The organism is Rhizobium sp. BK512 (assembly GCF_014194915.1).
Lineage (GTDB): Bacteria > Pseudomonadota > Alphaproteobacteria > Rhizobiales > Rhizobiaceae > Rhizobium.
This window is the reverse complement of record NZ_JACIAS010000001.1, coordinates 1,050,967-1,074,655: the sequence shown is the minus strand read 5'-3', so window position 1 is coordinate 1,074,655 and position 23,689 is coordinate 1,050,967. Positions and strand designations below refer to the sequence as shown.

Genomic DNA, 23,689 nt, shown 5'->3' with positions numbered 1-23,689 from the left:
TACAAGGGTCTAGGTTCCGCTATCTGCCTTCCAGCATTTCGGCCTTGCGCACCAGATCGGCCACCGATCGAACCTGCATCTTGCGCATGACGTTGCCGCGATGGAGTTTCACTGTAATCTCGCTGATGCCGAGATCGTAGGCGATCTGCTTGTTCATCAGACCCTTGACGACGGCGGCCATGACTTCCCGCTCGCGGGGTGTCAGCGTATCGACAAGTGAGGCGACCGCATCGCTTGCCGCCATTTCCCGCCGGCGGCCCATATCCTTCTCGATCGCGATGCCGACCGCATCGAGAATATCCTGGTCTCGGAAGGGCTTGGTGAGAAAGTCGACAGCACCGGCCTTCATGGCGCGCACGCTCATCGGAATATCGCCGAAGCCGGTCATGAAGACGATCGGCATCCTGCTGCCGATTCGCTCCAGATGAAGCTGGAAATCCAGTCCGCTGAGACCTGGCAGGCGTATGTCGAGGAGAATGCAGCCCGGCCGGCGCAGGTCGGCGGTATCGAGGAAGGCGGTCGTTGTCGCGAAGGAGACGGCGTCCATCTGGATCGACCGGAAGAGGTCGACAAGCGACTCGCGAATGGATTCGTCATCATCGACGACATAGACAATCGGCGATGCCGATTGAGAGGTTGCCTTCGATGCGGCGCTAGTGTTGGTCATGGTCGTCCTCAATCGGTATGATCATTTCGAAGATGGCGCCCCCCTCAGGATGATTGCCGGCAATCAACTGGCCGCCTCTTGCTTCCAGCGTACTGCGGCAGATGGAGAGCCCCATGCCCATTCCAGAGGGCTTGGTCGTGAAGAAGGGTGTGAAGAGCTTCGCCATGGCCTCCTCGCTGATGCCGGGGCCGAAATCCCTGACGGAGAGGCTGACGAATATATCATCCTTCCTGCCGAGCGAGACCAGAATCTTGCGCCGGTCGATTGCCGTTTCTCGCATGGCCTGGACTGCATTGGTGACGAGGTTGATGAGGACCTGCTGCAATTCGATGCGGATCGCCTTCACCGTGAGCGGCGTTTCGGCTGGGCTCACATCGAACTCGACCATGTCGCGCTGGAAGTCGTGCTCCATCAGGGCGCGTGTTTCCTCGATCAGCGTCTCGAGATCGACCTGTTCGGGCGTGCGATCGCCCTGCGTCAGCATGGAGCGGGTATTGTGGATGATTTCGCTCGCGCGCTGACTGTCGCGAATGATGCGCTCGGCCGAACGGCGCACGGCGGCGAGATCCGGCGGCTCGCGGTTCAGCCATCTGAGCAGCGTCTGGGCGTTGACGACGATGGCGCCAAGCGGCTGATTGAGTTCGTGAGCGAGCGAGGCGGACAGTGTGCCGACGGTCGCGGCGCGTGAAGCGCGGGCAAGCTCATCCTGAGCCTCGCGAAGGGCCTTCTGCATCATTTCCCGCTGGGTGATATCCACCATGCCCACCACCACGCGATTGAAGGCGGAGGGATCTTCCGGAAAACTCATGCTCATTATGACAAGCCTGCTTTCGCCATTCTCCGTGATCAGATTGCCCTTGCCCTCGAAATGACGTTCGCCACAGAAGATCGCATCCATCAGGTCCAAAAAGGTATCGTCATCGGGCGCGATGTAACGGCGCATCGTGCGCGAGTGCAGGCCGTCGGTCATATGGCCCAGCAGCTCCATTGCCGCGTCGTTTGCGGCGATGGTGCGAATAAGGCCTGTGCAGGCAACGATGACGCCTGGATTTGTTCGATAATAGTCTTTGAGATCGCTCACACCTTCCGCCTTCAAAGACATCAGGAAGGATCGCACTGCAGAATAATCGCGCTCCCAGAGTGCAATACGGCTGTGCTCGAAGATGTAGCGATAGCGGGTTTCGCTGTCACGAAGATGCAAGTTGGCTTCGATGAGGCCGACGCGCGCGGTTTCGTTTCTGAGGATTAGGGCACAGGTGATTGTAATGGCGGCGAGGGAAACAGCCAACCGTAGTTGGGCGGGGACATTCTCCTCAAAGCCATGCGAATAGAAATAGGCGAAAAGCGTAAGGATGATGGAGACGATTGCAAGGAGGGTGGTGCCGATCCTCGTCAGAATTTCGGCCGCTAGCAGCAGCACGATAACATAGAGAACGGCGATGGCGCTTTCGATCTCGGTGAAGGCATCGACATAGAACACGGCGACAGCCAGCGCCAGTGCGATCAGGCCGAGCGCGATCTCATGCGAGACTGTTCCCCGCCGGTTGATCAGTTTCAATGTAATTGATGATACCATACCCGCTCGCCGTTGGTTTCGGTCTACTATCCATACAGTCTAGTGCGCGGTTACCTTAATGACGTGTTTATCGGCGCAAAACTATACCAAAGTGTTGGAAGCATGGGCCAAATTGTCTGCGCGTGTCAAAAAGAAAGACCGTCCCGGGCGGCGGGACGGTCTATGGCGGATGGGAGTATCCGCGGGGCTTCGGCGGAGGGGGACGCCTGCCCTGGAGGTGGCAAGGGGCGGTGCCACCGGGTTAGCTTGGAACCGTGAATGGTCAGGTCGGTTCCGAGCTACGAGTAGAAGGTAGATCCAAGAGCTCTGAGACATAACTATACTTAGGTTTTGGTCCGGCCATACAAAGCGGCAGGTCGGTTTGCTCGGGCGAACGGTTTTGAAACCTTTCCGGACGACTTCCGCAATCGCAATAGGTGGCAAGTAGAACCGATGAAATTCCCCGGACACGATCAAGACTTTATGGCGTGCGGAGGCGCCACTGCATGCTTGTCATATTGCCAGCGGAATAATCCTGAGACACAGTCAGCCGGAATACTCCATCTGAACGAGGGTACCGATGAAGGCAGCAGGAATGGTGCGGGCAGTCGTGGGGATTATAGCCCTTGTCGTTCTTGGTGTTCTCTTGTGGTTTGCGACGCGACCGCCGCCGCTGGTGGTACAGGGCGAGGTATCCGCTAACCGCGTCGATATCAGCCCGCGGGTTGCCGGCCGCATTCTCAAGCTCAATGCCGATGTCGGCGACAATGTCGAAAAGGGCACCATTATCGCCGAGCTGGAAAGCCCGCAACTAACGGCGACGCTGCATTTGGCCGAAGCGGCAGTCGGCGTTTCAGAGGCTGATCTCACCCGGGTCAACAGCACGCGCCCCGAAACCATCGATGCGGCCAATGCCGAGCTTGCAGCGGCAAGTGCCGATGTCACGCTTTATCAGGAAGAGTCTGCTCGTCAGGCCCGGTTGATCACGACGGGCGCCTCCTCGCAGGCGCAGGTTGAGCAGACTGCCCGCAATCTGGAGGCCGCGATCCGCAAGCAGGAATCTGCCGCCGCCAATGCACGGCTTGCGATAGCCGGTTCCAGCAAGGAAGAGAAAGCGCTTGCCGCCGCTCAGGTGGAGCAAGCGCGCGCGTCCCTCAATCAGCGGCAGGTCGATGTTTCGGAGCTGGTCATCCATGCGCCGATATCAGGCCAGGTGACGACGCGCGTCGCCGAGCTTGGCGAAAATTTCAGTGCCGGTTCGCCTCTGTTTTCGATCATCGACCTGCAGAACCCCTGGTTCACATTCAATCTTCGCGAGGACCTGCTGAAGGGCCTCAAGGTGGGGGATGGCTTCGATGTCACCGTTCCGGCGCTCGGCAGTGGCTCGATTCCGGTCAAGGTAACGATGATCAACGCGCAGGGGCAATATGCGACATGGCGTGCGACACGCGCGACCGGGGATTTCGACCTGCGCACCTTCGAGGTGCGCGCCGTTCCGGCCAATGCCCTCGAAGGGCTGCGGCCGGGCATGAGCGTCATCGCTTCCTGGCCGCCGGCGGGGCGTTGAGATGAAGCCGCCCGGCGGGCTTCGCCCCGGCTTCCTCCTGGTGTTCCGGCGGGAGTTCTACTGGTTCTATCGCCGGCCGTTTCTGCTTTTCCTGACGACGCTGCTCCCGCTGCTGCTGATGGGGGTGCTTGCCATCGTTTTCAGCGCGGGGCTGGCGACACGGCTGCCGATCGCCGTGCTCGACCTCGACGGCAGCGATCTTTCCAGAACGATCATCCGGGCCGTCGACGCGACGCCTGATACCGCTGTCGCCGTCAATGTCAGCGATCTCACGGAAGGCCGTTCGCTCATCCTGTCCGGCAGGGTTCACGGACTGCTGATGCTGCCACTCAATCTGGAGCGCGATGTTTTTGCCGGTCGGCGTCCAGAGGTGGTGTTCTTTTACAATACGCAGACGCTGACAACCGGGAATCTTACGCTCAGGGGCGTCAGTGCCGCCGTGCCGACCGTGGCCGCGGGCATCCGCCTGGCGCTGCGCACGGCACAGGGCCAGCCGGTCGAGATCGCGCAAGCCGATCTTTCTCCGATCCCCGTGCAGGTCAATCCGCTCTTCAATCCGACGCTCAACTACGCGCATTTTCTGCTGGCAGCGTTGATGCCCGCCTTGCTGCAGGTGGTGATCGTTACCACCATGGCCTACACGGTCGGCATGGATGCGGAAACAATGCACCGCCTTGTCATCCTGCGGCGGCTCGGCGGCGGTCTCTGGCCGGCGATGGCCGGCAAGATACTGCCCTACACGCTGATCTTCCTCGTGGTCCTTGGCCTGTCCGACGCCATTCTCTTCGGCCTGCTCGACATGCCGCTCCGGGGCGAGCGCTGGATCCTCGTCGTTGCCGGGCTGCTCTTCATCCTCGCAAACCAGTTCATCGGCGTGCTGCTGGCGCTCTTCCTGCGGCCGGTCGCAAGCGCCATCAGCGTCGGCACCCTGATCTTCGCACCGTCCTTCGGCTATATGGGCATCGGCTTTCCACGTCTGGCAATGAACGGCTTTTCCTATTGGTGGGGCGAACTCATTCCCGGCACCTGGTATCTGATGGCGAGGATCGATCAGACGATCCGTGGCACGCCCGTCGACTTGTCGCTGAAGCCGCTGATGGTGCTCGGCATATTCGTCCTGACGCTGGCAATCGTGACGGCGCTGCGGCTTGAAGTGTTCCGCATCCGCCGGCAGCGACGGGCGGCGCGGAGATTGAGGGAGGTCACGCCATGAGGGCCTTGCTGGCGATCTTCCGCATCGAGCTGATCCGCATCCTGACCCTGCGCCCGGCGCTCGCGGTACTGGTCTTCGGACCGCTGATCTATGCCCTCTACTATCCGCAGCCCTATGCCAATGAGGCGCTACGCGACGTGCCGATCGCCGTCGTCGATCTCGACGATACGACGAGCAGCCGTGAACTGGTGCGCCGTATCGATGCGTCGAGCGATGTCGCGGTGGCTGCAACGCTGCCGGATCAGGTCAGTGCAGAGCGGGCGGTGCAAGGACGCCAGCTCTACGGCATTCTGGTCATCCCGCAATATTTCGAACGTGATCTCTTGCATGGACGACAGTCGCCAGTGGCACTTTATGGAGATGCCAGCTATTTCCTGATCTATCAGCGCATTGCCGGCGCGGTCGTTGCCGTTGCGAGGACCATGGGTGCCGAAATCGAGACGGCGCGGCTGATTGCGGCCAATATCGACCCGGTGCTGGCGGCAGCTGCCCCCGATCCCATGCCGTTGACGGCGGTCGCGCTCTTCAATCCGCAGGGCGGCTATGCCACCTATATCCTGCCCGCGGCCTTTGTTCTGATCCTGCAGCAGACACTGCTGATCGGCGTTGGCCTGCTTGGGACGATCGGCAATGATGCCGCGGCGCGCAACCCGGCTGCTTCGGCGGCTGGCCCGCTTGCCCGTGTCGGCGGCAGGTTGCTTGCCTATCTCGTCATCGAGGCGATCGTGCTGCCCTTCTATCTGATCGTGCTGCCTTACCTATACGGCATTCCCCGCCTGGGCGGGTTGCTGACGATCTTTGCTTTCTGTCTGCCCTTCGTCCTGGCAGTCGCCGCGCTCGGCATGGTGATTGCGACCTTGTTCCGCAGGCCGCTCGCGGTTCAGCTCGTATGTGCCACGCTAGGGCTGCCTTTCATGTTCCTTGCCGGTTTTTCATGGCCGAGCGAAGCCATACCCGAGCCGCTGCGAACGCTGACCGTTCTTCTGCCGAGCACCAGCGCCATCAATGGCATCGTCGAGGTGTCGCAGCTTGGCGCTCCGCTTCAGGCAGTCCGGGGGCCTTTCCTCACGCTGTGGATACTTGCTGCAGTTTACGGGCTTCTCGCGGTGCTGCTGAACATCAGATCCGCCAGGGAAAAGCCTGCGGCACAAGCTCCTGCGGCCGGTTGATGGCACCGTATCTCATTTTGAGATAGCCGCATCGAATAAACCTATTTGTCACAATAGTGTCGCCACTGCATAGTCTTAGAAGGGAGAAACACTTTTAGGACATTGCTGTGGAATATGTGCGCTTTGGCCAGACCGGCCTGAAGGTTTCGTCGCTTTGCCTTGGTACCATGGGTATCGGGACATCCAAGTGGAAGGGTTGGGTGCTCGACGAGGAGAAGTCCGTACCGATCCTGAAGAAGGCGCTCGATGTCGGCATCAATTTCTTCGACATGGCGGACTGGTATTCGATCGGTGTCAACGAACAGGTCGTTGCCCGCACGCTGCTGTCGCTGACGGATCGCGAAAAGCTGGTGCTCGCCACCAAGGCCTTCTACCCGATGAGCGACGATCCGAACGACAAGGGCCTGTCGCGCAAGCATCTGATGGCGTCGATCGATAAGTCGCTGAAGCAGATGGGTACCGACTATGTCGACCTCTATGTCATCCACGCCTTCGATCCGGAAACGCCTGTTGAAGAGACGATGTGTGCGCTGCATGACATCGTGAAGTCGGGCAAGGCACGCTATATCGGCGCTTCCACCATGTATTCCTGGCAGTTCGCCAAGATGAACCATATCGCCGACAAGAACGGTTGGACGCGGTTCGTCAACATGCAATGCCAGTATTCGCTGCTCTACCGCGAGGAAGAGCGTGAAATGATGCCTTACTGCCAAGACGAGGGCATTGCGGTCACGACCTTCTCGCCGCTCGCCCGCGGTTATCTCGCCGGTGGCGGTTCGGCGCCGCGTATCGCCCATGACCTCTATCTCGACTGGTTCGGCGACGAGATCGACCAGGAGATCGCCAAGCGCGTCAACGAGCTTGCTGCCAAGCGCGGCAAGACGGCAAGCCAGATCGCTCAGGCCTGGGTCATTGGCTCCGGCAACAGCACTGTTCCGATCGTCGGCACGGAAAGCCCGGAGCACGTCACTGCCGCCATCGAGGCTGCGGCGATCGAGCTGACGGGCGAAGAGCGCGCCTTCCTGGAAGAGCCCTACCGCCCGCGCGACATGATCAACGACTATAATCCGATCCGTCGTCCGCGCGCGCTTTCAAAGGCGTGATGGGCGAAGACATACTGGGTTCGACTCGCATCGCTATTGGAGATTTCAATGCTTTACATCGGTGAAGGCTTCGAGGGTTCAGGCCCGAATGCTGCTCATATCAATCTCTATCTCGGCCCGAAGAACGGTCCGATTTCCGGCGCGCTCGCTGGTGCGGCAGCAAGCCCCGGTCCCGGCCATCTGCCGTTCCAGGCGGTCTTGAAACCGAACCTGCCGGCAAAGCCGGTGACGCTCTTCATCGCCAAGGCGGTGATGGAGTCAGGCTCTTCGCATGAATTGATGACGTGGGGGCCGGCCCAGGCTGGTGTCGCCGCCGGTATTACTGCGGCACTGCTCGACGGCTCGCTGCCGGCAGAAGCCGAGGACGACTGGGTCGCGATTGCAGCCGTATGGGTCAATCCATCGGCAAACGACGCAGAAGAGGTATATCATAACAACAAGGCTGCGACGCATCTTGCCGCCAAGCGCGCACTGATGAAAGGTTGGCCGTCGCGTGCCGAGCTTGCCGAAGGCGTAGCAACGGTCGGCAATCCGTTCTTTACGCCTAAGGTCGCCTGACATGAAACTCATCGAAGACAATGCGCTGATCGGCGGAGGCTGGGGAGGTGCTGTTGATAGCAAGCGCTTCGTCGTGCTCAATCCTGCCGACGGCAGCGAGCTTGCGACGGTGCCGGATTGCGGCGCTGCGGAAGCCCAGCAGGCGGTCGATGCGGCCGCCAGGGCTTTCAAGACCTGGCGCAAGACGCTAGCCTCGGAGCGCTCCGCCGTGCTGCGCCGCTGGGCGGAGCTGATGCTCGCCAATCAGGAAGACCTCGCGCGGCTCCTGACGGCCGAGCAGGGCAAGCCGCTCGCCGAAGCGCGCGGTGAAGTCGCCTATGCTGCCGGGTTCCTCACCTGGTTTGCCGAGGAAGGCCGCCGCTCGCATGGCGGCGTCGTGCCCTCGCACAAGGCCGATGCGCGCATTGTCGTGATGAAGGAGCCGGTTGGCGTCGTGGCTGCGGTCACGCCGTGGAATTTCCCGTTGGCGATGATCACCCGCAAGGTCGGTCCGGCGCTCGCTGCTGGCTGCACCATCATCATCAAGCCGGCCGAGGATACGCCGCTTTCGGCGCTGGCGCTTGCACGTCTCGGCGAAAAGGCCGGCGTTCCCGCCGGCGTCGTCAGCGTGGTAACGACGAAGTCGCCGGCCGATGTCGTCGGCGTCTGGATGAAGAGCCCGGTCGTGCGCAAGTTCTCGTTCACGGGATCGACTGCAACCGGCAAGCTGCTCATGAGACAGAGTGCCGATACGGTGAAGCGTATCAGCCTCGAACTCGGTGGCAACGCGCCGCTGATCGTGTTCGACGATGCCGATATCGATCAGGCCGTGCGCGGCACGATCGCCTCGAAATTCCGCAATACCGGACAGACCTGCGTCTGCGCCAACCGCATCCTCGTCGAGGACGGCATCTATGACCGCTATGCCGAGGCGCTTGCCAAGGCGGTTGCGGCGATGAAGGTGGCGCCCGGCGTCGAGGATGGCGCTTTGCAGGGGCCGCTCATCAATGCGCCGGCGCTGACGAAGGTCGAGCGGCATGTGAGTGATGCCGTCGAAAAGGGCGCCAAGGTGCTGACCGGCGGCAAGCGGCACGAGCGCGGCGGCCTGTTCTATGCACCGACGGTGTTGACCGGCATGACGACCGAGATGGCGCTTGCGACCGAAGAGACCTTCGGTCCCGTCGCCGGCCTCTTCCGCTTCAAGGGCGAAGAAGAGGCAATCGCGCTTGCCAACGATACCGAGACTGGCCTTTCGGCCTATTTCTTCACGCAGAATCTCGGCCGCGCCTGGCGTGTTGCCGAAGCGCTGGAAGCGGGCATGGTTGGCATCAACGAAGGCGTGATCTCGACGGAAGTCGCGCCATTCGGTGGCGTCAAACAATCCGGCCTCGGTCGCGAAGGTGCTGCCGAAGGGCTCGATGAATATCTGGAAAGCAAATACGTCTTGTTCGGCGGGCTTGCGGGATAATGACGGAGGATCGCTCTCCACAGATGAAGAAGGATCCGGCGGTCGATCGCCGCCGGTTGCCGTTGAATGCGCTCAGGGCCTTCGAGGCTGTGGCGCATCATGGCAGCTTCACGGCGGCAGCCGCTGCGCTCAACATTTCGCAGAGCGCGCTTTCTCGGCATGTCATCGGTCTGGAAGAGAGCATCGGGCGCAAGCTTTTCGAACGAGGGCACAAGGCGACGACGCTGACGGATGCCGGGCGCTCGCTTGCCGCCGGCATCGGCAAGGGCTTCGACCGTATCGAACAGGCACTGAAGGAGGTCTGTGCGCCGGATGAGCAGCGCCAGCGCAAGCTGCGCATCAACCTGCCGCCGAGCTTTGCGATGAAGCTCACCGTGCCGCTGCTGACGGATTTCCGACGCAGCTTTCCTGAGGTGCTTCTGGAGGTTTCAACACCTTACGGGGTGCCGGACAGCGAATTCGATGTGGCGGTCGTCTATGCACGTCCGGCCGTCGATGAATGGATCACCGACCTGCTCTGGGAGGAGCGGCCGACGATCCTGTGCCATCCCGATCTGGTGCGGGGAGGGATTTCGGATCTGGCAAGTTTCATAGCCGCAAACGAGATCATCCACGTCAAGATCGTTGACATGGAGCCCTACCTTACCTGGCAGCGCTTCCTCGTGCAGAACGGTCTTGCCGGGGTTGCCGTGGCGCGGGGCGTGACATTCGACAGCGCCAGTCTCGGGGTCCAATACGCATTGTCGGGGCAGGGACTGGTGCTCGCCGATCCGGCGCTGTTTCGGGAGGAAATAGAAAGCGGCCGCTTGGTTGCGCCGGTTACCGCACACTATTACGAAGGCTTCGGCTATTACCTGAAGACCGATGCGGAAGGGCTGGTGGATCCTCTGATTGCAGGATTTCGATCCTGGATCATCAGCCGCTTCAGCAATCGTATGGTGAACGACGGTGAAAAGCCCGCCCTGCGCATCGTGTCTGGCACAGAGGGTGTCTGATAGCGACCATACTGCCAATCAAGGAGGAGGCAGATCATGACTGAATTGAAAACCAACAGCGGCAAGCCGCTGCATCCCTCGGTGCCGGAACTGTGTGAACAGGTTCGCGCCGGCAAGATCGACCGCCGCGGCTTCCTGCGTGCCGTCGCCTGGCTCGGTGTGACGGCGGCCTCCGCCAGCGCCTTCCTTGGTGACAGCAAGCCGGCACTCGCCGAGGAAACGCCGATGGATGGCGGCACGCTGCGTTTCGGCTGCCAGATCCAGGAGCTGACCGATCCGATGATGACGAGCTGGATCGAGGCCTCGAACCTCTATCGCAACAGCCTGGAATTCCTCACTTTCGTCGATGCCGACAATGTCACGCATCCCTATCTGGCCAAGAGCTGGACGCCGTCTGCCGATCTCAAGACCTGGGATTTCGAGCTCGACGAGCGCGCCAAATGGTCGAACGGCGATGCCTTCACGCCTGAGGACGTAATCTTCAACATTCAGCGCTGGATCGCGCCTGATTCGCAGTCTTCCAACAAGACCGCCTTCTCGGCCGTCGAGAAGGTCGAAAAGACCGGCGATCATGCGGTCCGCATCACACTGTCGCGCGCGGTCTCCTCGCTGCCCGAACAGCTCTATTCCTACACCTGCCCGATGCTGCATCGCGACTTCGTCAAGGGCGGCGCCAACTGGCCGGCCAATCCAATTGGTACCGGCCCCTTCAAGCTGGACGCTTACGAAGTCGGCCGTCAGGCTGTCTTTTCCAAGCGTGCCGATTACTGGGGCACGCCCGCTCATCTTGACGGCATCCAGTACATCGACCTCGGCACCGATATCACCACGCATCTCGCAGCCCTTTCGAGCGGCCAGATCGATATCATCTACCGCGCGACGATCGCCGAATACGATCTCATGAAGTCGCTGCCGAACATCCAGATCCTGACGGGCAAGGCAGCGCATACGCTCGTCATGCGTATGCAGTCCGACCAGAAGCCGTTCGACGATGTTCGCGTCCGCAAGGCCGTGCAGCTTGCCGCCGACAACAAGCAGATGCTCGACGTCGCCTATCGCGGCGAAGGCGAAGTCGGCGCCAATTTCCACGTCTCGCCGGTTCAGCCTGATTACTTCGCGCTGCCGGCGGTCGCCCGCGATGTCGAGAAGGCCAAGGCCCTGCTTGCAGAAGCCGGCCACAAGGATGGCCTGGATATCGAGCTGACGCTTGGTAACACGCAGGGTACCTGGGAACAGGATACCGCGCAGGTGCTGCAGCAGAACCTGGCAGAGGCCGGCATCCGGCTGAAGCTTAACGTCCTGCCGGCCTCGCAATACTGGCCGATCTGGGACAAGGTTCCCTTCGGTCTCACCTACTGGGCGCACCGTCCGCTTGGCGCGATGACGCTCGATCTGGCCTACCGCTCGGGCGGCGCCTGGAACGAGAGCCATTTCGCTAGCAAGGAATTCGACGCTGCGCTCGACAAGGCTCTTGCCGTCGTTGATCCGGCCAAGCGCCCCGAAGCCATGAAGGATGTCCAGCAGATCCTGCAGGATTCCGGCGTCATCGTTCAGCCCTACTGGCCGAACCGCTTCAGCGCCGCAGCCACCACCGTCCGCGGCTACGTGCTCCATCCGGCGGATTACTTCCGCATGGATGGCGTCTGGCTCGCCAAGGCTTGATCTTCGGCAGGGGCCGCCAGGAAGGCGGCCCCGACCCGGCAAAGAGGTGGTTCGTGACCGTTTTACTTTTCATTCTCCGTAAACTGGCAAGCGCTCTCGCGGTGATGTTCACCGTATCGCTGCTCGTTTACCTGGCGCTGGAGGTCAATGTCGGCGACGTCGCCGTCAAGGTCCTCGGCCAGTTCTCGACACCGGCCCAGCGCGCGCAGTGGCTGACGGCCAATGGTTACGACGATCCCTTCATCATCCGTTACGGCCGCTGGCTCTGGTCCTTCGTGACCGGCGACTGGGGCATGTCCACCTATTATCGTGCGCCGGTTTCCCAACTGATCCCCGACCGCCTTGCGGCTTCGGGCATCCTTGCGGGCGGAGCGCTGCTCATCATCGTTCCGGTCGGCCTGTTCGCGGGCATCATCGCCGGCATGCGTCCGGGTTCGGTTCTCGACCGCGTCATTTCGTTTATCTCGATCGCCACGACCTCGATCCCGGATTTCGCATCCGCCGTCTTCTTCTCGGCCGTCTTCGTGTTCTGGCTGCACTGGCTGCCCGGCGCCAGCACCATGCTGACCGGTTTTTCGCTACAGCAGATCATCCTGCCGGTTCTGGTGCTCGGCTTCTATTCCACCGGCTATCTGGCGCGTGTCACTCGCGCCTCGATGATCGAAGTCATGGGCACGCATTATGTTCGTACGGCGCGGCTGAAGGGTGCGAGCACCGCGCGCATTGTCTGGCGTCATGCACTGCGCAATGCGCTGATCACGCCGGTTACCGTGATCATGCTGCAGTTTCCCTGGCTCTTGTCCGGCGTCATCGTCGTGGAGGTCTTCTATGCCTACAAGGGCTTTGGCACGCTGCTCTATGACGCCGCGCTCAACAGCGACATCCGCCTCGTCGAGGCCTGCGCGATGGTGAGCGTCGTGGTCGTCGTTGCCACACAGATCCTCTCGGACCTCGCCTATGGCTGGCTCAATCCACGCGTCTCGCTGCTTGATGCGGCCAAGGGACGGAAGTGAGGGCGCCATGCGGAAAGCTGTAAAACCCTATCTTTCCAACCCGGTCGTCGTGATCGGCGGTTTCCTGACGATCGGCTGGCTGCTGGTGGCGATCTTCGCGCCGTTGCTTGCGCCCTACGATCCGATCCGCACGCTGCTGCCACTCGCAAAGCCTGGTATGGCCGATAAATCCGGTAACATCTTCTGGCTCGGTACAGACAAGCTCGGCCGCGATATTCTCTCACGTCTGATCTATGGCGCGCGCACGGTGGTGATCTTCTCGACGCTTGCGACGCTGACGGCCTACGTGGTCGGTGTAGCACTCGGGCTTGTCGCCGGGTACTGGCGCGGCTGGGGCGATGCGGTTTTGTCCTACATCGCCAATGTGGTGCTCTCTTTCCCGGTGCTGGTGCTCTATATCGTCATCATCGTCGTGGTCGGTTCTTCGCCTTTCAACATCGTGCTCGCCGTTACCTTCGGCAGCGCACCGGCGATCTTCCGCATCGTGCGCGGCATCACCATCGATGTCGCAAGCCGCGATTACGTGGCTGCGGCGGTGACGCAGGGCGAAAGCACCTGGCGCATCATGCTCTTCGATATTCTGCCCAATGCCAGCGGGCCGCTCGCTGTCGATTTCTGCCTGCGCCTTGGCTACACGGCGATCACCATCGGCACGCTCGGCTTCCTCGGCCTCGGCCTGCCGCCACCGACACCGGATTGGGGCACGATGGTGAATGAAGGCCGCGCCATGGCGATCGCTTTCCCGCATCTCGTGATTTTTCCATGCCTTGCGATCTCGTCGCTGATGCTGGGCTTGAGCCTGCTGGCGGACGGACTGCGGGAAGTCTCGGAAGCACAGGGGAGGCGCGCATGAGCAGCAACGAAAACCAGCCGATCCTTCGGGTCGAAAATCTGAGCGTCGCCCTGCCGAAGGGAGCCGACCGGCCCTACGCCGTGAAAGCTGCGAGCTTCGATCTGAAGCCGCGGGAAATCCTCTGTATCGTCGGAGAGTCCGGTTCGGGCAAGTCGGTCCTGTCGAGCGCTCTGATGGGCGCAGTCGCGGAAGGGCTGAAGGTTGCCGGCGGTAAGGTCATGCTCGGTGATACCGATCTCGTCGGTCTCTCCGAAAGGGCGTTCCGCGCTATCCGAGGCAGCGATATCGCCATGATCTTCCAGGAGCCGATTGCTTCGCTCAATCCGGCGATGACGGTCTCGGCGCAGATCGAAGAGGTCTTCGAACTGCATTCGGATTTCGATGCCGCCGAGCGCAGGAGACGTGCCCGGGCGCTGGTCGAATCCATGCATCTGCCGAACCCTGACCGTATCCTGCAGGCCTATCCGCACGAACTTTCCGGCGGCCAGTGCCAGCGCGTCGTCATCGCCATGGCGCTTGCCATGAACCCGCGCGTGCTGATTGCCGACGAGCCGACGACGGCGCTCGACGTGACGACGCAGGCGCAGGTGCTGAAGCTGGTGCGCGAACTGCGTGACCTGCATGACCACGGCATCGTCTTCATCACCCATGATTTCGGTGTGGTGGCCGATATTGCCGATCGCGTGGCGGTGATGCGCCATGGCGAGATCGTCGAGATCGGTGAGGCGAAGCAAGTGCTGACGGCCCCGAACCATCTCTATACGAAGGAGCTTATCGCAGCGGTTCCGAGCCTGACGCCACATGATCGTCCTGCCGCGCCGACAACCGCGGAGCCGGTGCTTGCAGTTCGTGATCTGCAGCATTCCTACGGCAGCGTTCAGGTTCTGAAGCACGTGGAGCTCACATTGCCGCCGGGCCGGGTTCTCTCCATCGTCGGTGAATCCGGTTGCGGAAAGTCCACGCTTGCCAAGGCCATGATCCGTCTGATCGAACCGAAAAGCGGCCGGGTAGAAGTGGCGGGTGCCGATCTTCTCGGTCTTTCGCCGGCACCGCTGCGGGCTCGCCGCCGGTCGATCCAGATGATTTTCCAGGATCCGTTCGGCTCGCTCAATCCGCGCCGGCGCGTCGGGCCGATGATCGCCCGTTCGGCCATGCTTGCCGGTGTCGAGGCCGGTGAAGCACGTCGGCGCGCGGAGGAGTTGCTCGATCTCGTTGGCCTGCAGAAGAGCGCCTATTGGCGCAAGCCATCTGCATTTTCCGGCGGTCAGCGGCAGCGTATCGGCATTGCCCGGGCGCTTGCCATGCGGCCGGATGTGCTGATCGCCGACGAGAGCGTTTCGGCGCTCGACGTGTCGGTACAGGCGCAGGTTCTGAAATTGCTTCGCGAACTGCAGGAGAAGCTGCAGCTCGCAATCGTCTTCATCACCCACGACCTGCGTGTCGCTGCCCAGATCAGCGATGAGATCGTGGTGATGCAGAAGGGTGAAATCGTCGAGCGCGGTAGCGCGGCCCAGGTGCTGCAGGCGCCGACGCACCCCTATACGAGAACACTTCTCGAAGCGGCGCCGGGCCGCAGCACGTTCTAGCTGCCGCCGTCCGGGCGTCGGCACCCTGTTTCGTTTCAACGCATGGCCGGCAGAGGCCGGCATGCGCGTGGTTGTCTATTGTCCTGAGGATGCCTTCATGACGGAATATCGCAATTTCATCGCCGGAGAATTCCGGTCTTCCGGCACGCTGGTGCCGGTGCTCAATCCGGCAACTGAAGCCCAATTCGCTAAGGTGCCGTCGGCGACTGCCGAAGAGGCTATCGAGGCCGTCGAAGCTGCCGCAAAGGCACAAAAGGAATGGCGGGCGCTGCCCGCCATCGCGCGGGGCGACGCATTGCGCAAGCTCGCCGCGGTTATCGAGAAGCGGGCGGAAAAGATCGGTGCCGCGCTGGCGCGGGAGTCCGGCAAGAGCCTTGCGGATGCGACGGGTGAGGCCATCTACGGCGCCGAGTTGATGCGCTATCACTCCGAATGGGCGCGGCGTATCGAGGGTGAAATCATCCCGAGCGACAATGCCAATGAGACGTTGCTCCTGAAACGCGAAGCGATCGGCGTCGTCGCCTGCCTGATCCCCTTCAATTTCCCGATCTATACGCTGGTGCGCAAGATCGCGCCGGCGCTGATCGCCGGCAATGCCGTCGTCGTGCGCCCGAGCAATTCGACGCCGACGTCGGCGTTCGAGATCGCCGAAGCCGTCGCCGAAGCAGGCTTGCCGGCCGGGCTCGTCAATATTCTCACCATGTCGCATGATGTTGCGGCGACGCTCTGCACGCATCCGAAGGTCGGGATGATCACTTTGACCGGTAGCTTGCAGGCGGGCCGTGTCGTGCTCGAATATTGCAAGGCGAATATCGCCAAGCCGTCGCTGGAGCTCGGTGGCAAGACGCCCGTCATCATCGAGCCGGATGCCGATCTCGATGCGGTCGCCGCACAGCTCGTTGCTGCCAAGACCAATCATTGCGGCCAGCTCTGCACCGCGCCGGAACGCGTCTATGTGCATCGTTCCATTCATGACGCGCTGCTTGCCAAGCTGACGGCAGCCTTTGCCGCGCGCGCTTTCGGCGATCGCTCGGTTGATGCGTCCCGTGTCGGGCCGCTTGCAACGAAGTCCGCGCAGACGAATGTGCACAAGGCTGTCCTGAAGGCGGTCGAGCAGGGCGCGCTAATCGAGGCCGGCGGTCTTTTGCCGGAAGGCTCGGGCTTCTTCTATCCGCCGACGCTGCTCTCCAATTGCCGCCAGGACATGGAGATCATTGCCGAGGAAATCTTCGGGCCGGTTCTGCCCGTCGTTGCTTACGATACGACCGAGGAGGCGCTGGCGCTTGCCAATGACCATCAGTTCGGTCTGAGCTCGGTGCTCTTCACAAACGATCACCGTACGATCATGCGCTTTTCCGATGCGATCGAGGCCGGCGAATTCTACGTCAACCGTTTCCCGGCCGACCCCTATCAGGGCTATCACGCCGGCTGGAAGCGCTCCGGCCTCGGCGGCGACGATGGCAAACACGGCATGCTCGAATTCACCCAGACGCGCCTCGTCATACTCAAGCACTGAGGAACATGGCCATGCAGATCGCATCGCTTTCCACCCACGTCGTCGCAGTCCCGCCGCCGCATATTGGCGGCATGTACTGGATCTTCGTGCGGCTGACGACGGCAGACGGTATCGAGGGCGTCGGGGAAATCTACTCGACGGCCTTCCATCCGCAGGCGCTCGTGCCGCTGATCGAGGATGTCTTCCAGCGCTACCTGCTCGGCCACGACCCGCATGATGTCGAGCGCTTCTGGCGGCTTGCCTATTCGAGCGGCTTCACGCAGCGGCCTGATCCGACGATGATGGGTATCGTCTCTGGCCTGGAGATCGCCTGCTGGGACATTATCGGCAAGGCGGCCGGCAAGCCGGTGCACAAGCTGATCGGCGGGCGCGTGCATGAGAAGCTGCGCGCCTATACCTATCTCTACCCGAAGAACGCGGCCGGCGAATACGACTATAACGATCCGGACCTTGCCGCCGAATGCGCGGTGAAGATGGTCGAGATGGGCTTTACCGCCGTAAAGTTCGACCCGGCCGGTCCTTATACCGCCTATTCCGGCCATCAGGTGTCGCTAGGCGTGATGGATCGCTGCGAGGAGTTCTGCGCCAAGATCCGCGCTGCCGTCGGCAGCAGTGCGGACCTGCTCTTCGGCACGCATGGCCAGATGGTGCCGTCCTCGGCAATCCGGCTGGCGCAGCGGCTGGAGAAATATGATCCGCTCTGGTTCGAGGAACCGGTGCCTCCGGGTCAGGAAGAGGCGATGGCGGAAGTTGCCCGCAAGACCTCGATCCCGATTTCGACCGGCGAGCGACTGACGACCAAATACGAGTTCCAGCGCGTGCTGGAAACCGGTGCTGCCTCGATCCTGCAAATGAACGTGGCGCGTGCCGGCGGCATTCTGGAATCCAAGAAGATCGCTGGCATGGCGGAGGCGCATTTTGCGCAGATCGCACCGCATCTCTACAACGGCCCCATCGGCGCTGCGGCCAGCATCCAGCTTGCCGCGTCCTCGCCGAATTTCCTGATCCATGAGGCGATCGTCGATTTCTCGGGCTTCTACGCCGAGATACTGAAGACGCCGCTGCGCTTCGGGGACGGCTACTTGATCCCGTCAGACGAACCGGGGCTGGGCGTGGAACTCAATCTCGATGTCGTCGCCAAACACTCGCCTTACGAAGGGCAGCGACTGCATCTGCAAATGGATGACAAGCCCGCCGACGTGAAGGCCTTTGCCCCGGCCCGCGGCTGAGAACGAAGATGACGACATACGATTACATCATCGTCGGCGCCGGCTCGGCCGGCTGCATTCTGGCCGCACGCCTCAGCGAGAGCGGCAGGCACAATGTGCTGCTGATCGAAGCCGGCGGCAACGACAGCTCGCCGTGGTTCCGCATTCCCGTCGGCTATGCGCGCTCCTATTACGATCCGAAGGTCAACTGGATGTATTGGAGCGAACCGGAAGCGGCCCTAAACGGCCGCCGGATCTACGCGCCGCGCGGCAAGGTGCAGGGCGGTTCGGGCTCGATCAATGCGATGATCTTCGTGCGCGGTGCGGCTGACGATTTTGACGACTGGAAGGCAGCGGGCAATCTCGGCTGGGGTTATGATGATGTGCTGCCCTTCTTCCGCAAGCTGGAAACCCATGCGGGTGGTGAGAGCAAATATCATGGTGGCGGCGGGCCGATCCATGTGACGCCGATGCGCGGCCAGTCGCATGCGATCACCGACCGCTTTCTGGAGGCCTGCGCTGAATTGCAGCTGCCGCTGAATGCGGATTTCAACGGCGAGAGCATCGAGGGCGCCGGCATCTACGATATCAACACGCGCAATGGCGTTCGCTCTTCCTCGTCGCTTGCCTATCTGCGGCCCGCTCTTGGGCGGCCTAATCTGGCGATCCTGCGCGACAGCCGTGTCCGCCGGGTGATCGTCGATGCGGAGGCGCGCGCGACCGGTGTCGAGGTGATCGGCCCTGGTGGTATCACCAGCTATACGGCGCGCCAGGAGGTCATCCTCTCGGCCGGCGCGGTCGATACGCCGAAGCTCCTGCAGCTTTCCGGCATCGGTGATGGCGCGCATCTGCAATCCCTTGGCATTCCGCTCATCCGGCATCTGCCGGCGGTCGGCAAGAACCTGCAGGATCATCTCTGCGCCAGTTTCTACTATCGCTCCACCGTGCCGACGCTGAACGACGAGCTAGGCACCATCTTCGGGCAAGCGCGGCAGGCACTGCGCTACATCCTGACCCGGCGTGGACCGCTGGCGCTCAGCGTCAATCAGGCCGGGGCCTTCCTGCGCGGCAGCCCGGAGGAAGAGCGGCCGAATATCCAGCTCTATTTCAATCCGCTCTCCTATCGCATTCCGACCGATCCGAAGGCGGGACTGAAGCCTGAGCCCTATTCGGGCTTTCTGCTGGCCTTCAACTCGTGCCGGCCGACGAGCCGCGGCAGTGTCAGTATCGTCTCGCCTGAATTGACAGATGCGCCGCAGATCCGGCCGAATTATCTCGGAACCGTCCATGACGAGGAAGAGGTGATCCAGGGCAGCCGGCTGGTGCGGCGGATCATGGAAGCGCCGGCGCTGCGGGCGATTACTGAAATGGAGATGCCGCCTTCGGTAGAGGCGCGCACGGACGAGGAATTGCTCACCTATTTCCGCGGCAATTCCGGCTCGATCTACCATCTCTGCGGATCGGCAGCGATGGGGCCGGACGCCTCGTCGTCCGTGGTCGATGCATCGCTCAAGGTGCACGGCATTAACGGGCTCAGGATCGTCGATGCTTCGGTCTTCCCGAATATCACGGCTGGCAATATCAATGCGCCGACGATGATGGTGGCGGAGAGGGGCGCAGCGATGATCCTCGCCGCTGCCTGAAAACGGATCTCAGTGTCTGTGGATCGGGTCGATCCACGGCACGTTCTCCGGCTTTTCGACCGGCTCGATATCAAGGTTGACGACGACGGGTTCCTGGCCCGAACGCACGAGCACGCATTCCAGCGTCTCGTCGCGGCTGGCATTGATTTCCTGATGCGGCACGAAGGGCGGCACGTAGATGAAATCGCCGGGGCCGGCTTCGGCAGTGAGTTCGAGGTTTTCGCCCCAGCGCATGCGGGCCTTGCCCTTCACCACATAGATGATGCTTTCGAGGTCGCCGTGATGATGGGCGCCGGTCTTGGCATTGGCATGGATCGTCACCGTGCCGGCCCAGATCTTCTCGGCGCCGGCGCGTGCATTGTTGATGGCGGTTGCGCGGTTCATGCCCGGCGTTTGCGCCGTATTCGGATCGAGCGCATTGCCGGGAATGACCTTCACGCCATGTTCGCGCCAGTCGATATGCTTGTGCTCGTGATCGTCGCTCATGCCGCTCCTCCTGCTTTCAGAGCAATCTAGGCAAGGCAGGACCGGCGGCCAAGGGCTGCCGGTCCTTTATCCATCATTCGCGGATCAGCACGTGATTGGCTTTCAGCCAGAAGGGCGGCAGATAAAGCGGCGTATCCGAAAGCGGCAAGATGTTTTCTTTCAGGGCAACGCCGAGCTTGTCGGCCATGAAGGCGCGGCGCGCGGCGATGCGGGCATGCATTTCCGGATAGCGGCTGCGGATGGCGTCACGCAGATCCGCATTGGCAAAGGCAATCGCATCTTCCGAGTTCAGCGCCCAGCCGGCCGGCATGGGCACGGGGATGACATCGACCTGGAAGGGCATGCCGGAGCGCAGGCGCTCGGTGGAGCCGGGGCGAACCGGCGAATGCAGCCACTCCTCGTGGCTGCCGAGGTGGCCCGGGTTGAGGGCGGAGTTCAGGCCGGCGGATTTCAGCTTTTCGGTGACGGCAGTGAAGAGGTCGCCGCCGGTCGTGGCGATATCGGCGGTTTCGTACCAGGTGATCAGTGCCTCGAAATAGGCCTTGGCGGGCTTGAGGAAGGCCTCGTCATGATCGGTCAGCAGGCCGGCGCGCGAGGAGAGGGCGCCCCAGTAGCCGAGCGCAGTTGTGACGCCATCGCCCTTCTTCATGCGCCGCGCCGTCGGGCTGCGCAGGCCGACGATGTTTTCGCCCTTGCTGACGGAGGCGAACATGGTGTGGACGTTCAGCGGATCGCCTTCATAACCAAGCCGTCCGAGCGCTTCGAACTCGCTGTCGCCTTCACGAACGCCCGAGACGACGCGCCAGAGCGCGCGTGAGCAACGGGCCGAGGCCCATTCAAAAGCGGCGAGCTGATCGACATCGACGACAGAGCGCAGGCCGTTTTCCGGATGCATCAGGACGGTGGTCGCGTCGGTGACGCTGCCGGCGAGACGGCGCAGCACTGAGACGATGAAGTCCGGAACGAAAAAGCAGTTTGCGTGGTCTTCGTCCTCTTCCACCGAAAGGTATTTCCAGCCGACGAGCCCGATACTCTGGTCCTTGCCAATACCGGCGTCTTTCAGGCGATCGACAAGGCGCGGGTTCTGGCTGCGGTCCTGGCCCATCAGACTGAAGCTTTGCGCCCGCAGTACTTCGATGCCGGGCAGCCCGGCGAGAACCGTATAGCTTTCGGATTCATTGCCGGTGATGACGACACGCTTGCCCTTGGGGCCGAGCAGCAGAAGCGCTTCCTCGAAGCGTGGTTCGAAACCGGAGAGGAACATGATGTTGCCGAAGTGCTCGCGGTCTGCGTAGACGACGAGCCAGTCGGTGCCGGCGGCTTTCAGCGCGGCATCCGCGCGGGCGGCATAGGTCTTGGCCGGGATCTGTGGCTGATCGGCGGTTACAGGTCCGAAATCTGGCAGGGTGACGGGTGCGAGGTTGATTGCCATGCGGTTCCTCCATTCAGGCTGGCATCGAGACGAAAAAGGGCTGTGGCACCGGTTTCAGTGCCATGAAAGTGGATGATTGCAAGTTTCCGATAGCGAAGATGCACGACTGTGCGCTATCACGCCATGACAGGTTGGAAAGTGCTCGAATATGACACAGAACAATGGCCGCGATGCCGCTCCGACGATTGCCGATGTTGCAAAGCTGGCCGGGGTGTCGCGAGCGGTCGCCAGCCGGGCGCTCTCCAACGAGCCGCGACCGGTTTCGGCGGACAAGCGTGAGAGAGTGGTCGAGGCGGCCGCCCGGCTCGGCTACAAGCCGAACCTCTTGGCGCAGAGCCTGACGACCAAGACGGTCAACCTCATCGCGGTCGTCGTCAACCACATCCATGATCTTTCGGACCTCGATCTCTTCGACCGGCTGCTCGACCAGATCCAGTCGATCGGCAAGCAGGTCATCATGATCCGCATCGGCTCGGTCGCCCGCGTCGAGGAGTTCCTGCGCAACGGCGTTGCCTATCATGTCGATGCGGCACTGGTCTTTTCGGATTTTGCAGACGCGCCGACTGTCAGGCGCATGTTCCGCTCCGATCTCGTCGTCATGCTGAACGGTCTGCATGACGATCTCTCGCCCGTCGTCATGCCGGACGAGGGCAGCGGCATTGCCGAAGCCGTCGCCGATGCGGCGAAGAAGGGCGTGAAGCGGGCGGGTCTCGTCACCGGCCGTTCGTCCTCGCCGATGGAACAGGCGCGTATCGGCTTTTACAGACAGGCCTTCACGAAGAATGGCATAGAACTGGTGCGCACAGTGCAAGGCGACTATTCCTATGAGAGCGGGCATGCGGCGGCAAAGGAACTGGCTGGCGCTGATTGTCCGGATGCGATCTTCTGCACGTCAGATGCGATGGCCATGGGCATTCTCGATGTCTGCCGCGCCGATTTTCCCGGCAACCGGCCGACACGTTTCCGCCTCTATGGTTTCGACAATCTCTCGCTCACCGATTTCGACGCCTATCCGATTTCCTCGATCGGTTACGACAAGAGTGTCTATGTCGAGCACATCGTGGATTTCATCGCAAATCCCGGCGATTTTCACGCCGGCCAGCCACCGGTCATCGTGCCAACGACCTATTTTCCGCGCCTGACCGCCTGATAGAAATGACCTCCTGACAGCAAACAGGCCGCCCGAAGGCGGCCTGTGAGGATCATCCTACCACTGCGGGTTCAGAGCCGGCGGGTTGGCTTCTGCGCCCCACCACTTCTTGTAATTGGCGTCATAAGCGCCCGACTGGATGTAGTCGGAAACGAACATGTCGAGCCAGCGGACGAATTCCGGATCGCCCTTGGCGACAGCCATGCCGATCGGGTCGTTGGAATAGAGGCCGGCGAGCGTAACCAGCGTCGGGTTCTTGGTGGCGAGATAGTCGAGCAGCGAGGAATCTTCGATCGCAGCATCGACGCGCTTCTGCTGAAGCTGCAGTACGCCATCGGGAGCGAACTGGTCGACATAGACGAGCTGCGCATCCGGAACGGCGGACTTGAGGAATGTCTCGCCCGTCGTACCACGGCCGACGACGACCTTCTTGCCCGAGAGATCCTTCAGTTCCTTGATGCCGGCGTCCTTCTGGACGATGACGCGCAGGCCGGCGCGGTTATAGGGGATCGAGAAGTCGACGACCTTGGCGCGCTCGAGCGTGGCAGAGGTATTGGCGATCGCCACGTCGATCTGGCCGGAAACCAGCATGGAGATGCGCGCATCGCCCGAGACGTCGGTGAATTCGACCGGTACGCCGAGCTTTTCGGCCAGACGGTTGGCGACATCGACGTCGTAACCGACGGGGTTGTTCTGCGCGTCGCGGAAACCGATCGGCTCGCCGCCAAGCGATACGCCGATGCGGACGACGCCGCGTGAGCGGATGTCGTCGAGCATGCCGGCAAAGGACGGAAGCGCAGAGCCGGCAACGACGGCCAGCGCGGCAATGGCTGTGAGAATGCGTTTCATGGTTCCATTTCCCTCTT

Annotated in this window: 20 protein-coding genes; 15 read left to right on the top strand and 5 right to left on the bottom strand. The window is 61.8% G+C overall.

Annotated elements, in window-relative coordinates:
* Positions 1–19: 19 nt before the first annotated feature.
* Together FHX06_RS05390 and FHX06_RS05385 are read right to left on the bottom strand one after the other, a co-directional pair.
* Positions 20–667, bottom strand: coding sequence for a response regulator transcription factor (locus FHX06_RS05390; protein WP_018114708.1), 648 nt, complete (start codon positions 665–667; stop codon positions 20–22).
* Positions 654–2,243 carry an ATP-binding protein gene (locus FHX06_RS05385; protein WP_049800894.1) on the bottom strand — a complete coding sequence of 530 codons (1,590 nt, stop codon included), beginning with the start codon at positions 2,241–2,243 and terminating at the stop codon, positions 654–656. Before FHX06_RS05385 ends, FHX06_RS05390 begins: the two co-directional genes overlap by 14 nt.
* A 559-nt stretch (positions 2,244–2,802) precedes the next feature.
* Here FHX06_RS05385 and FHX06_RS05380 point away from each other — a divergent pair.
* The 14 genes from FHX06_RS05380 to FHX06_RS05315 all read left to right on the top strand — a co-directional run bounded on the left by FHX06_RS05380 (position 2,803) and on the right by FHX06_RS05315 (position 19,755).
* A complete protein-coding gene (locus tag FHX06_RS05380) occupies positions 2,803–3,789 on the top strand; it encodes an HlyD family secretion protein (protein ID WP_018114706.1) in 987 nt (328 codons plus the stop codon).
* A 1-nt stretch (position 3,790) separates the two neighbouring features.
* The gene (locus tag FHX06_RS05375) at positions 3,791–5,002 is read left to right on the top strand and encodes an ABC transporter permease (RefSeq protein ID WP_029616398.1); all 1,212 of its coding nucleotides are present in this window, start codon (positions 3,791–3,793) and stop codon (positions 5,000–5,002) included.
* A complete protein-coding gene (locus FHX06_RS05370) occupies positions 4,999–6,171 on the top strand; it encodes an ABC transporter permease (protein ID WP_029616397.1) in 1,173 nt (390 codons plus the stop codon). The genes FHX06_RS05375 and FHX06_RS05370 overlap by 4 nt, the downstream gene beginning before the upstream one ends.
* 107 nt (positions 6,172–6,278) lie before the next feature.
* Positions 6,279–7,274, top strand: coding sequence for an aldo/keto reductase (locus FHX06_RS05365; RefSeq protein ID WP_183878300.1), 996 nt, complete (start codon positions 6,279–6,281; stop codon positions 7,272–7,274).
* 48 nt (positions 7,275–7,322) lie between these two features.
* Positions 7,323–7,832: a formaldehyde-activating enzyme gene (fae, locus tag FHX06_RS05360; RefSeq protein WP_018114704.1), complete on the top strand. Its 510-nt coding sequence runs from the start codon at positions 7,323–7,325 to the stop codon at positions 7,830–7,832.
* 1 nt (position 7,833) lies between these two features.
* Entirely contained in the window at positions 7,834–9,279 is a 1,446-nt protein-coding gene (locus tag FHX06_RS05355; RefSeq protein ID WP_183878298.1) for an NAD-dependent succinate-semialdehyde dehydrogenase, read from the top strand.
* A 23-nt stretch (positions 9,280–9,302) separates the two neighbouring features.
* The gene (locus FHX06_RS05350; protein WP_246715475.1) at positions 9,303–10,274 is read left to right on the top strand and encodes a LysR family transcriptional regulator; all 972 of its coding nucleotides are present in this window, start codon (positions 9,303–9,305) and stop codon (positions 10,272–10,274) included.
* Positions 10,275–10,310: 36 nt separating this feature from the next.
* Entirely contained in the window at positions 10,311–11,936 is a 1,626-nt protein-coding gene (locus tag FHX06_RS05345) for an ABC transporter substrate-binding protein (RefSeq protein ID WP_183878296.1), read from the top strand.
* 53 nt (positions 11,937–11,989) lie between these two features.
* Entirely contained in the window at positions 11,990–12,949 is a 960-nt protein-coding gene (locus tag FHX06_RS05340; protein ID WP_312866431.1) for an ABC transporter permease, read from the top strand.
* A 7-nt stretch (positions 12,950–12,956) separates the two neighbouring features.
* Positions 12,957–13,802 (top strand): ABC transporter permease, encoded by an 846-nt coding sequence (locus FHX06_RS05335; RefSeq protein ID WP_018114498.1) that lies wholly within the window; start codon positions 12,957–12,959, stop codon positions 13,800–13,802.
* Entirely contained in the window at positions 13,799–15,388 is a 1,590-nt protein-coding gene (locus FHX06_RS05330) for a dipeptide ABC transporter ATP-binding protein (protein ID WP_183878294.1), read from the top strand. Before FHX06_RS05335 ends, FHX06_RS05330 begins: the two co-directional genes overlap by 4 nt.
* A 97-nt stretch (positions 15,389–15,485) precedes the next feature.
* The gene (gene aldA / locus FHX06_RS05325) at positions 15,486–16,904 is read left to right on the top strand and encodes an aldehyde dehydrogenase (protein ID WP_183878292.1); all 1,419 of its coding nucleotides are present in this window, start codon (positions 15,486–15,488) and stop codon (positions 16,902–16,904) included.
* 11 nt (positions 16,905–16,915) lie between these two features.
* Positions 16,916–18,133 (top strand): mandelate racemase/muconate lactonizing enzyme family protein, encoded by a 1,218-nt coding sequence (locus FHX06_RS05320; RefSeq protein ID WP_183878290.1) that lies wholly within the window; start codon positions 16,916–16,918, stop codon positions 18,131–18,133.
* 8 nt (positions 18,134–18,141) lie between these two features.
* Positions 18,142–19,755, top strand: a complete 1,614-nt coding sequence (locus tag FHX06_RS05315; RefSeq protein ID WP_183878288.1) for a GMC family oxidoreductase — start codon at positions 18,142–18,144, stop codon at positions 19,753–19,755.
* 9 nt (positions 19,756–19,764) lie between these two features.
* Here the strand turns inward: FHX06_RS05315 and FHX06_RS05310 are convergent, their stop codons facing one another.
* The gene (locus tag FHX06_RS05310; protein ID WP_183878286.1) at positions 19,765–20,241 is read right to left on the bottom strand and encodes a cupin domain-containing protein; all 477 of its coding nucleotides are present in this window, start codon (positions 20,239–20,241) and stop codon (positions 19,765–19,767) included.
* A 73-nt stretch (positions 20,242–20,314) separates the two neighbouring features.
* Positions 20,315–21,673, bottom strand: a complete 1,359-nt coding sequence (locus FHX06_RS05305; protein ID WP_183878284.1) for a Xaa-Pro aminopeptidase — start codon at positions 21,671–21,673, stop codon at positions 20,315–20,317.
* Between the two features lie 148 nt (positions 21,674–21,821).
* Here FHX06_RS05305 and FHX06_RS05300 point away from each other — a divergent pair, with 148 nt between their 5' ends.
* Positions 21,822–22,823 (top strand): LacI family DNA-binding transcriptional regulator, encoded by a 1,002-nt coding sequence (locus FHX06_RS05300; protein WP_183878282.1) that lies wholly within the window; start codon positions 21,822–21,824, stop codon positions 22,821–22,823.
* A 57-nt stretch (positions 22,824–22,880) separates the two neighbouring features.
* On the opposite strand, the gene FHX06_RS05295 is transcribed toward FHX06_RS05300, so the two are convergent.
* Positions 22,881–23,672, bottom strand: coding sequence for a transporter substrate-binding domain-containing protein (locus tag FHX06_RS05295; RefSeq protein WP_018114490.1), 792 nt, complete (start codon positions 23,670–23,672; stop codon positions 22,881–22,883).
* Positions 23,673–23,689 lie beyond the last annotated feature (17 nt).

Bases quoted from the DNA above. Each gene is read 5' to 3' on its own strand.
- FHX06_RS05390 (WP_018114708.1), bottom strand. From the start codon at position 667: ATGACCAACACTAGCGCCGCATCGAAGGCAACCTCTCAATCGGCATCG.
- FHX06_RS05385 (WP_049800894.1), bottom strand. From the start codon at position 2,243: ATGGTATCATCAATTACATTGAAACTGATCAACCGGCGGGGAACAGTC.
- FHX06_RS05380 (WP_018114706.1), top strand. From the start codon at position 2,803: ATGAAGGCAGCAGGAATGGTGCGGGCAGTCGTGGGGATTATAGCCCTT.
- FHX06_RS05375 (WP_029616398.1), top strand. From the start codon at position 3,791: ATGAAGCCGCCCGGCGGGCTTCGCCCCGGCTTCCTCCTGGTGTTCCGG.
- FHX06_RS05370 (WP_029616397.1), top strand. From the start codon at position 4,999: ATGAGGGCCTTGCTGGCGATCTTCCGCATCGAGCTGATCCGCATCCTG.
- fae (WP_018114704.1), top strand. From the start codon at position 7,323: ATGCTTTACATCGGTGAAGGCTTCGAGGGTTCAGGCCCGAATGCTGCT.
- FHX06_RS05355 (WP_183878298.1), top strand. From the start codon at position 7,834: ATGAAACTCATCGAAGACAATGCGCTGATCGGCGGAGGCTGGGGAGGT.
- FHX06_RS05350 (WP_246715475.1), top strand. From the start codon at position 9,303: ATGAAGAAGGATCCGGCGGTCGATCGCCGCCGGTTGCCGTTGAATGCG.
- FHX06_RS05345 (WP_183878296.1), top strand. From the start codon at position 10,311: ATGACTGAATTGAAAACCAACAGCGGCAAGCCGCTGCATCCCTCGGTG.
- FHX06_RS05335 (WP_018114498.1), top strand. From the start codon at position 12,957: ATGCGGAAAGCTGTAAAACCCTATCTTTCCAACCCGGTCGTCGTGATC.
- FHX06_RS05330 (WP_183878294.1), top strand. From the start codon at position 13,799: ATGAGCAGCAACGAAAACCAGCCGATCCTTCGGGTCGAAAATCTGAGC.
- aldA (WP_183878292.1), top strand. From the start codon at position 15,486: ATGACGGAATATCGCAATTTCATCGCCGGAGAATTCCGGTCTTCCGGC.
- FHX06_RS05320 (WP_183878290.1), top strand. From the start codon at position 16,916: ATGCAGATCGCATCGCTTTCCACCCACGTCGTCGCAGTCCCGCCGCCG.
- FHX06_RS05315 (WP_183878288.1), top strand. From the start codon at position 18,142: ATGACGACATACGATTACATCATCGTCGGCGCCGGCTCGGCCGGCTGC.
- FHX06_RS05310 (WP_183878286.1), bottom strand. From the start codon at position 20,241: ATGAGCGACGATCACGAGCACAAGCATATCGACTGGCGCGAACATGGC.
- FHX06_RS05305 (WP_183878284.1), bottom strand. From the start codon at position 21,673: ATGGCAATCAACCTCGCACCCGTCACCCTGCCAGATTTCGGACCTGTA.
- FHX06_RS05300 (WP_183878282.1), top strand. From the start codon at position 21,822: ATGACACAGAACAATGGCCGCGATGCCGCTCCGACGATTGCCGATGTT.
- FHX06_RS05295 (WP_018114490.1), bottom strand. From the start codon at position 23,672: ATGAAACGCATTCTCACAGCCATTGCCGCGCTGGCCGTCGTTGCCGGC.